The 9,231-nt window shown below is 39.0% G+C and carries 11 protein-coding genes; all 11 read left to right on the plus strand.

Annotated features, from left to right (window positions below; translation table 11 throughout):
- On the plus strand, positions 1-319 hold a 319-nt coding region (locus tag BBH99_RS22285; RefSeq protein ID WP_165601880.1), incomplete at its 5' end, for a hypothetical protein.
- Positions 320-438: 119 nt separating this feature from the next.
- Positions 439-792, plus strand: a complete 354-nt coding sequence (locus BBH99_RS04785) for a hydrogenase maturation nickel metallochaperone HypA/HybF (RefSeq protein WP_066692692.1) — start codon at positions 439-441, stop codon at positions 790-792.
- Position 793: 1 nt separating this feature from the next.
- The gene (hypB, locus tag BBH99_RS04790; protein WP_073300076.1) at positions 794-1,510 is read left to right on the plus strand and encodes a hydrogenase nickel incorporation protein HypB; all 717 of its coding nucleotides are present in this window, start codon (positions 794-796) and stop codon (positions 1,508-1,510) included.
- A gap of 1 nt (position 1,511) precedes the next feature.
- The gene (locus tag BBH99_RS04795; RefSeq protein ID WP_066692693.1) at positions 1,512-1,988 is read left to right on the plus strand and encodes an urease accessory protein UreE; all 477 of its coding nucleotides are present in this window, start codon (positions 1,512-1,514) and stop codon (positions 1,986-1,988) included.
- On the plus strand, positions 1,978-2,991 hold the full coding sequence (locus BBH99_RS04800; protein WP_066692701.1) for an ABC transporter substrate-binding protein: 1,014 nt from the start codon (positions 1,978-1,980) through the stop codon (positions 2,989-2,991). The genes BBH99_RS04795 and BBH99_RS04800 overlap by 11 nt, the downstream gene beginning before the upstream one ends.
- A 2-nt stretch (positions 2,992-2,993) precedes the next feature.
- Positions 2,994-4,001 carry a FecCD family ABC transporter permease gene (locus BBH99_RS04805; protein ID WP_066692731.1) on the plus strand — a complete coding sequence of 336 codons (1,008 nt, stop codon included), beginning with the start codon at positions 2,994-2,996 and terminating at the stop codon, positions 3,999-4,001.
- The gene (locus tag BBH99_RS04810) at positions 3,998-4,768 is read left to right on the plus strand and encodes an ABC transporter ATP-binding protein (protein WP_066692704.1); all 771 of its coding nucleotides are present in this window, start codon (positions 3,998-4,000) and stop codon (positions 4,766-4,768) included. Before BBH99_RS04805 ends, BBH99_RS04810 begins: the two co-directional genes overlap by 4 nt.
- A 5-nt stretch (positions 4,769-4,773) precedes the next feature.
- Positions 4,774-5,295 (plus strand): GNAT family N-acetyltransferase, encoded by a 522-nt coding sequence (locus tag BBH99_RS04815; protein ID WP_066692709.1) that lies wholly within the window; start codon positions 4,774-4,776, stop codon positions 5,293-5,295.
- Between the two features lie 25 nt (positions 5,296-5,320).
- The gene (locus BBH99_RS04820) at positions 5,321-7,756 is read left to right on the plus strand and encodes a TonB-dependent receptor (protein ID WP_066692713.1); all 2,436 of its coding nucleotides are present in this window, start codon (positions 5,321-5,323) and stop codon (positions 7,754-7,756) included.
- Positions 7,757-8,011: 255 nt separating this feature from the next.
- Positions 8,012-8,767 (plus strand): helix-turn-helix domain-containing protein, encoded by a 756-nt coding sequence (locus BBH99_RS04825; protein WP_066692718.1) that lies wholly within the window; start codon positions 8,012-8,014, stop codon positions 8,765-8,767.
- A 25-nt stretch (positions 8,768-8,792) separates the two neighbouring features.
- On the plus strand, positions 8,793-9,231 hold a 439-nt coding region (locus BBH99_RS04830; RefSeq protein ID WP_165601881.1), incomplete at its 3' end, for an FAD-dependent oxidoreductase.

Raw genomic sequence — 9,231 nt, forward strand, 5'->3', positions numbered from 1 at the left:
GTTTTTTACAATATTACTGGGATTTGCCAACCACAAAAAAAGTAATATTTTTGTTCATTCTTCACAAGATCAAATCAGTTTTAAAGTATCCAGTTCTGTTCAGCAGCATGAACTTTTGTTCATTGCATCTATTGCTGAAAATGATTTTGATGCAGACAAAGCTTTTTTGGATCTACCATTGGTTCTTTTTGAAAAAGAAATGTTTTCATGGGGATCTGCATTCTATTCAAATGCTGTAGTGAATTCTGAAACGGAGTTCATCCATCCTTACCACCTTCCCAAGTATCTTTTATTCCATAATTTAAAGATCAGGATATAAACTTTCAGCTTTAATTACCCATTTGTAAACTCCTATCAACATTGGGTTTTACATCTGTTTTCTCATTTAGGTTATCCGAAAAAATCAGATAATCAGTTTCATCTATAAAAATATAAGCTATGCATGAATTGAGTATAGTGAAGGATATCTTTGACACTTTGGAAGAGCATTATGATGCAAAAGTAGAAGATATTCAGCAGGTTCAGGTAACAGCAGGGCTCCTGTCTAATGTTCAGCCTGTCCTGATTCAGAATGCGTTTGATGCCTTTATTACCGACCACCCTTACTATCAGGAAATGGAACTTGAAGTCCTCGTCAATGATATTATTGCCCATTGTGAGCAGTGCCACAAAGATTTTCAGGTCAGGTACCACAAATTTGTCTGCAACGACTGCGGAACCCCTTCTACCCAAATTGTTCAGGGAAACGAACTCTTTATTTCAAAAGTAATTTTTAAACAAAAAGATCATTAATATGTCAACAGCTAATCCAAAAAGTTTAGGAAACCGTGTAGGTTCCGTTCAATGTGATAATACCACTCTTCATTTATTAAAGGCTAATGATTTTGTAGCCAAAGCCATCAGAGACCGTTTAAAAGATATCTGTGTCATCAATGTATGTTCATCTCCTGGATCCGGAAAAACAACGTTAATGCAGGAAACCGGAAAAAGACTGGCTCAGGATCTTAATATTTCTATTCTTGTAGGAGATCCTGAAACAGAACGCGATGCCATCAGAATGCGTGAAGTAGGCATCAATGCTTTACAGATTGTTACAGGTGGAATGTGCCATATTGAAGCTCAGATGATTCTACAGGCTTTAGACCACATCAATTTGGAAGGGGTTGATTTATTATTCATCGAAAATGTAGGGAACCTTCTTTGTCCATCGGCATTTGACCTTGGTGAAGATTATCGTGTTACGCTTTTGGCTTCTACTGAAGGAGATGATAAACCCAAAAAGTACCCACGTATGTTTTTAACCAGCGAACTGATGCTTGTTTCTAAAGCAGATTTGCTTCCTTATGTTCCATTCTCGGTAGAAGCAGTAACAAAAGATGCCCATGAGGTGAATCCTAACCTTGAAGTAATGACCATCAGTACCTTAAACGGAGACGGCATTGACGAATGGTGCAACTGGCTGAAAGAAAAGGTAAAACTGAAAAAAGAAAGCGCTGCTCAAAAAGCTTAATATGAATACAGTACAACCAGTCGTAATTGATGAAGTAAAAGCAAAAATTGATCTGAACGGTCAAAATTTTGACCTCCTGGAACTCGAATGGTTTGAAAATAAAAAACAAAAACTAACCCGGACCACCAGATCCGGGAAAGTTTTAGAACTGAGATTGGGAAATCTAAAAGAATGGCAGCATGGAGACGGATTATACAGCAACGGGCAATTAATAGCCACTATTGCTATCAAAACCTGCTTAACAATAAGCTTCCCAGCAGAAAATGATGCTGAAGCTGCAGATTTCTGTTATTTTATCGGGAACCAGCATCTGCCGGTATTCCTGACTTCCCCTCAACAGTTTGCTGTGCCTTATGACGGACGTCTGTTTGAACAGCTGTCTTTCAGATATGGGGCACGTATTCAGCTTACCGATGCTCAGCTTTTATCCCATCAATCATTACGTTATCTGGCAAAAAATAGAACACATGAAAATTAGAAGCCTGCTTATCATAGGATTTTCCGCTACGATATTAGCATTACAAAGCTGCAATAATTCCAAAAATTCTGAGGGTAAAGAAATCTCAACCAATGTAGCAGTATCTGCAACAGACAGCAGAGGTAAGAAAATTACCCTTCCTCATGAAGCCATGCGCGTAGTGGTGTTGTACAATGCACTGGTTGATGATGTTTACATGCTTCTGGCAGGTGAAAAAATTGTAGGAATTCCTCAGCAGATCTATGAAATGGAAGATACTTACCGTTTTCTTTCCAAGCTTGATGACCGTATTAAAAACAAAAGTATTGCTACTCCTACTTTTGGTGGACAATCCAGTAATGCTGAAAGTATTGTTGGGCTAAAGCCGGATTTGGTGCTAACATTCAATACCGATCAAGATAATATCACCCAAATTGAAAATCTTGGTATTCCGGTCTTTACTTTTTCTTCTTTAAACGATGAAAAGATCCTTGAAGAATTAAAAAATGTCGGAAAACTTCTTGGAAAAGAGAAAAGAGCTGAAGAAGTTACAGGATATGTTGCTGAAGAAGTAAAGAAAATGAGAGCTTCACAAGCTGCCTCTCCAAAAAAGATCTACTATGCATGGTCAAAAGGCCGTATTATGTCTACCTCAGGAAAAGGAAGCCTAATTGATATGGCGATTACCCTTTCCGGAGCTCAGAATGCCTGTCCCGTTCCTGTGGAAGCACCCAACATCAGTGCTGAAACCATGTATAAATGGAATCCTGACCTTATTATTCTGTGGAATTCAAAACTATCCGATGTTTACAGTCTTAAGGAATTGGAAGCCCTTCCTGCAGTAAAAAACAAGCAGGTATTTGCCATGTCTCCATCATTCCCTTATGATCCGCATACCGTTAAATTTTTGTTGTTTGCTAAACAGCTTCGTCACTGGTGTATGCCTGAATATTCACAGGAACAACTGGATCAGGATGTAAAAAAAGCTTTTGAAGTAATCTACGGTAAAAAAGGATTGATCTGATGATGAAAAATCTCAAAACAGCCTCTTTACTGGTTCTATTCCCTATCCTTTTAGTGTTTGTTTCACTGGTGATAGGTTCCAGCCAGAATATTGGTATGGGAGAACTGTTTCACCATATCGCTCTGGAACTGGGAATTTCAAAAGATGAAGCAATTCTTCAGGGAAGTCTGCATACCATTTTATGGCAGGTACGTTTACCAAGGATTGTCCTTACTTTCCTGGTAGGCGCTTCTCTGGCCTCTGCCGGCGGAGTTTTACAGGCTGTTTTCAGGAATCCGATTGTAGATCCGTTTACTTTGGGAATTTCTTCGGGTTCTGCATTTGGAGCTGCTTTGGCGATGTTATTTCCGATAATGGCAGTGAATATTTCAGCTTTCATTTTTGGAGTTGTGGCTGTGGTTATTACCTATCTTGTTTCTTATGCAGGCGCTAAAACATCCATTGTAAGCATGGTGCTCGCCGGAATGATTGTATCAGGTGTATTTACAGCATTCCTTACTGTTTTACAATATTTGAGTGATCCTTATAAATTACAGGCGATTGTACAATGGACCATGGGAAATCTGCACACCGCTTCCTGGCAGAAAGTTCATACGGCGGTATTTCCGATCCTTATCGGCTTAGCTGTAATTATTGTTCTTCGATGGAAACTCAACCTTTTGGCCTTGGGAGATCATGAAGCCATGGCAGTTGGTGTAAATCCTACCGTCTTGAAACTGGTCCTGATGGCAGTAGCTACCATGGTTACCGCATCATCCGTTGCTGCTGTTGGCGTTATCAGCCTGTTTGGATTGATTGTTCCTCATATCAGCAGAATGATTTTGGGACCGAATAACAGCATTACCGTTTGGGCCAACATCAGTATTGGTGGAGCATTTTTATTACTGATTGATGATTTTTCACGAACGGTAATGCCTTTTGAAATTCCGATCGGAGTATTTACCATGATTATCGGAGCCCCAATTTTTATTTATCTCATGCGTCGAAACGCTATAAACTGGAACTCATGAACAGTGTGATTAGTATAGAACAGCTTTCTTTTGATTATGGAAAAGATCAGGTACTGAAAAATGTACAGGCAAAATTCCAAAAAGGGAAATTATCCGTTATTCTGGGAAGAAACGGAAGCGGAAAATCTACTTTATTCAAAATTATTGCCGGACTGGAAAAGAGCTACAAAGGAAACGTCTGGATAGCCGATAAGGAACGTAGAAAAATTAAAATAGGAACTAACTCTCCTGTTCGTCTCGGATTTTTAACCCAGTTTCATCAGACTACTTTTCCATTTAAAGTTTTTGATGTAATATTAACGGGAAGAGCTTCTTTTTCAAGGTTTTCACCAAAGCAATCAGATTATCAGGAAGTAGAAGCCATTCTGAAAAAATTTAATCTCACTCATTTAAAAGATAAGCCTTATACCTCTCTTTCCGGCGGAGAACGTCAATTGGTATTATTATGCCGAGTATTGGTTCAGAAACCGGATATACTCATGCTTGATGAGCCTACCAATCATCTCGATCTGCATTATCAGGTTGCTGTGTTGGAAGTCATTCGTCAGTTGGTGAATGAAGGCACTACGGTTTTGTGTGTGATGCATGATCCTAATCTTGCCTTTCTGTTTGGTGATGAATTTTTTGTCATGCGCCATAATGAACTGATAGCTGTTCAGTCACTGGAAAAAGACGAATTGAAACAGCTTCTCGAAGAAACCTATCAGGTTCCTTTACTTGCTCTGGTCAACCAGGGAATCCCAATGTTTGCACCTCAATTAAAATAAAATATATGAAAAATTATGAAGAAATAACGATTTCGTTGGTACAGGATTATCAGGTATTTGAAGTACTGCCTTATGTAATGGAATTCAGACGCCAGTTATATCCTTTGCTTGATCCGTTAATTGTTCCAAAAGACCTTGTTAATTTTGAACAGAATTACCTGCACTCTCCTACCGGAGCCTTTTTACAGGCCAGAACTGCAGATGGAAAACTGATTGGTGTTATCGGAATGATGCCTTTTGATTACCGTTTTCCTCATCTGGATATTGATGAAAGAACCACCGTAGAAGTTGCAAGACTATTTGTTAATCCTGAATATCGAAGAGCAGGAATTGCCACCCGCCTGTTTCAGGAACTGGTAAAAACAGCTCAACAAAAAAATATACAGAGATTATATCTGCATACTCATCCTTTTCTGCAGGGAGCCTATGATTATTGGCTGAAACAGGATTTCAAACTTCTGAAGTCCTGCTATGAAGGCACTTACCCAACCCTCCACATGGAATTAATGATTCCCGCAGAACAATAATAATTCAACAGCGTAGAAAGATACAATGAAGCCAATGACTAAAAAAGCATTGTACATTAATGGTATAATGCTCTTCCTTCCTTTTGCCTTATCCGGACAGGAAAACCATTCTATTTTCGGAAAAGTTCTGAATCAGGAAGGAAATATAATTTCGAATGCTACAGTTTCCATCAATCAGAGAACGATGACCACAACAAGTAAGGATGGAAAATTTCAGTTTGAAACTCCTGTTCAGTATCCTGCCCAGCTAATGATTGATGCCAAAGGATATTCCGGGGTAAATATTACACTGGATTCTCTTTCTTATGATGATAAAAGCGGAATCACGATCCGTTTGGCAGAAAATCAAACAAATTTACAGGAAGTTTTGATTACCGTCCGCAGAAATAATTCTTACCTTACCAATAATCTGGAATTAGGTGGGAAATTTTCAGGAAATTTAAAAGATCTTCCACAGTCTGTTTCCATTGTCAGCAGTGAATTTATGGAAGATAAACAGGCCTATACCACCCGTGATGTCGTTCAGGATCTTGCCGGAGTCACTACAGCCTCTTCTTACGATGACCTTATCATCCGCGGATTCAAAAGTGGCTATGAAACCGGAATCCGTCTTGTAAATGGATTACGGTCAGGGTACAGTTATGGAAACAGCTATTACCGCTCTCCTTTAACGATCAATCTGGAAAGTGTCTCTGTTTTAAAAGGCCCCGGAGCGTCCTTATTTGGAGATGTTACTCCTGGCGGAACCATCAATATGGTAACCAAAAAACCTTTGGATAAGCAAAAAGGGTCTGTTAACTTCTCAGTAGGCAGCTTTCAGACCATCCGCACCAGCGTTGACCTGACAGGACCTTTGGATAAAGAAAAGAAAATCCTGTATCGTTTGAATGCCGGCTATGAAGACAGTAAAACCTTCCGAAATGTCAATCAGCAAAAGAATTTCATGATTGCACCGTCTTTTACCTTTAAACCATGGGACGGAACCCAAGTAGATATTGATCTGGTTTACGATCAGTTTCATGGCTATCTCGATCGTGGAATGGGATTGAGAAATAATGATTTTTACGCCCTGGACCGCTCTTTTACATTAAGTCAACCCTCAGATTTTTATAATACCCAAACCCTGTCATTCAGTGCAAGATTAAGTCAAAGACTTACCCACAACCTTTCATTGAATGCAAGCTATATGAAATCCATCTATCAGGAAGATGTCAATGAACACCGCACCCTGAACAGTTATGCTGATGCGCCCAAAAATACAATCATGAATATGCGTTTCTTTGACCGTCATGGAAAAGATTACACAGATAATTCTGTTGTCTATCTGAAATGGGATCTTACCGGCCATAAGATAGAAAACCATATCGTTGCCGGAATAGATTATGCTCAATATGAAGGCGACAGCAATAATCAGCAGCGGGAAGCCAGACAACAGAAAATAGACGGCAAAATTGTTCCTTTAACCTTTGATCTTAATAATCCTGCTTACACCACTCATGACCTAAGCAATTATGTATGGTTATCACAGGGAAATTATCCTTTTTTAAGTCCTTATAAAACAACCGGAATCTACGTACAGGATCAGATTTCTTTTGCAGACAGATTGAAACTTATCGTGGGATTACGCCATGAACATTATTATTCTGAAACCGTAAGCGGCAAAGACCGTTTTCATGCCACACAGAATGCATGGTTACCCCGAATTGGGTTTACGTATCAGATCAACGATCAGATCAATTATTTTGCAAGCTATTCCCAGGGATTTGCTCCTGTAGGGGCCAATTTTATTCAGAATTATCAGGATTACGGTGCTGAGAAACCTTTTACTGCGGAACACAGCTTTCAGATTGAAACAGGATTAAAAACCGGATTTTTCAAAAATCAACTGCAAATGGACCTGTCACTTTTCCAGATTGAGCGTCAGAATATGCTGATTGCAGCCGGAGAAATCAGTACTACAGGATTTCCTGTATACAGACAATCGGGAGAGGCGGTGTCAAAAGGTATGGAACTGGATATTCGCGGGCAATTAACGAAAGAATTTCAGGTTATGGGAAATTATACATTTAACCATACTGAAGTAAAGTCCTCTTCTATTGCTTCAGAGGTAGGACAAGCTTTACCAGGTGCACCTAAAAATATGGCCAGTTTATGGATGAAATACGTTTTCTCAACCTCAGTTTTAAAAGGACTTGGTTTTGGTGCCGGAGTCTATTATGTAGATGCAAGACGTATGGATAACAGCATTGGAAAAGATAGCAATGGCAGTGCCCTTTGGGGAAAATGGCCATCTTATACCACAGTAAATGCTGCGGTGTATTATCATATCGGAAAAATGAAAATGGCTGTAAATGTCAATAATATTTTCGATACCTACTATTTTCTGGGTGGATTCGATTATACACGAGCCTTCCCGGGAGCTCCTAGAAATGTAACGGTTTCTGTGGGGCATTCATTTTAAACTTATTTTTAATCTTGTTAGGGCCTGGGTTGTATTTTACAATCCGGGCTTTTGTTTTCTCTATAAAGTGTTTTGTTGGAAAACGCAAAGGAGTAAAGCCAAACAAGAACATAGACTTTTAATCTCATCATGAATACACCTCATCAATGTTCATAAGATACTGTTCTTGGTTTAACATAATTTATAGAACATTTTATCGGAGATTAGGTCTATTTTTGTATTTTAATCCCTTAAAGAATATCGCTTCCTGCCATTATGGATTATGATTTCCAATTTCATTTTATTGAACCGGATCAGAGTATTGCAGATTTTGTAGAAAACCTGGGGACTTTCCATAACCGGTCTGATGAAGCAAAGGAGGTGGTTATTATTCCGGATGGAAGGGTCGATTTGTTTTTTATGCAATCTCCTTCCAAACCTTTTCATGTTACCCTTATCGGATTGGAAACCTATCCTGAAGAAATACAGATTCCTCCATATACCCAGGCTTTCGTGGTGAGCTTTAAACCTATTGCCGTTGAGTATATTTTACAAACAACGATTGCTGATGTTCTCAATACGGCCAAAGAACTTCCTCTTGATTTCTGGAACTTTAAAGCTGATGATTTACAGAATTTTGAGTTTTGCTGTACAAAAGCAACACAAAAAATACGAGAACTGATTCCTCTGAAAACAGATGAGAGGAAACTTAAACTTTTTGAACTTATCTATGCATCAAAAGGGGAAATGACAGTGAATGAGCTTTCTGAAAAAGTGGGCTGGAGCAGCAGGCAGATCAACCGCTATTTCACAAAACAACTTGGTTTATCTTTGAAGGCCTACTCTACTATTTTACGCTTCAGAGCTTCTTTGGAACATATTGCGCAAGGCAGATTATTTCCGGAGCTTAATTATACCGATCAGAATCATTTCATTAAAGAGGTGAAAAAGTTTTCAGGGGTTGCTCCCAAAGAATTATCTCAAAATAAAAACGACCGATTTATACTATTATCAGTGTTAAAGGGACTGTAATTTTGTCCTGTAAAGTTTTAATACAATGCTGATAGACAATATAACAATAGCCATCGTAGGTGGCGGCCCTGCCGGATTAACACTGGCCAGACTTTTACAGCTTAAAAATGCTAATGTAAAAGTATATGAAAGAGATTTTAATAAAGAAGCCCGAGTACAAGGCTCACCTCTGGATATGCATGAAGATTCAGGGCTGGCAGCCTTGCGTAAAGCGGATTTACTGGAAGAATTTAAAAAGACCTATAGACCTGGGGCAGATAAAACACTCATCATGAATGAACAGGCTGAAATTCTGTTCAGTGACCATGATACTAAGCCAGAAGAAGATTTTGGAGCTGAACATTTTCGCCCTGAAATTGATCGTGGACCTTTGAGAAATATGCTGCTGGAATCCCTCCAGCCGGAAACCGTTGTGTGGGACAGCCATTTTATCTCTATGGAACCTCAAAATAAAGGTTGGTTGC

Origin of the sequence: Chryseobacterium contaminans, from assembly GCF_001684955.1 — a bacterium.
Lineage (GTDB): Bacteria > Bacteroidota > Bacteroidia > Flavobacteriales > Weeksellaceae > Chryseobacterium > Chryseobacterium contaminans.

Bases quoted from the DNA above. Each gene is read 5' to 3' on its own strand.
- BBH99_RS04810 (WP_066692704.1), top strand. From the start codon at position 3,998: ATGAACAGTGTGATTAGTATAGAACAGCTTTCTTTTGATTATGGAAAA.
- BBH99_RS04825 (WP_066692718.1), top strand. From the start codon at position 8,012: ATGGATTATGATTTCCAATTTCATTTTATTGAACCGGATCAGAGTATT.
- BBH99_RS04820 (WP_066692713.1), top strand. From the start codon at position 5,321: ATGAAGCCAATGACTAAAAAAGCATTGTACATTAATGGTATAATGCTC.
- BBH99_RS04795 (WP_066692693.1), top strand. From the start codon at position 1,512: ATGAATACAGTACAACCAGTCGTAATTGATGAAGTAAAAGCAAAAATT.
- BBH99_RS04805 (WP_066692731.1), top strand. From the start codon at position 2,994: ATGAAAAATCTCAAAACAGCCTCTTTACTGGTTCTATTCCCTATCCTT.
- BBH99_RS04815 (WP_066692709.1), top strand. From the start codon at position 4,774: ATGAAAAATTATGAAGAAATAACGATTTCGTTGGTACAGGATTATCAG.
- hypB (WP_073300076.1), top strand. From the start codon at position 794: ATGTCAACAGCTAATCCAAAAAGTTTAGGAAACCGTGTAGGTTCCGTT.
- BBH99_RS04800 (WP_066692701.1), top strand. From the start codon at position 1,978: ATGAAAATTAGAAGCCTGCTTATCATAGGATTTTCCGCTACGATATTA.
- BBH99_RS04785 (WP_066692692.1), top strand. From the start codon at position 439: ATGCATGAATTGAGTATAGTGAAGGATATCTTTGACACTTTGGAAGAG.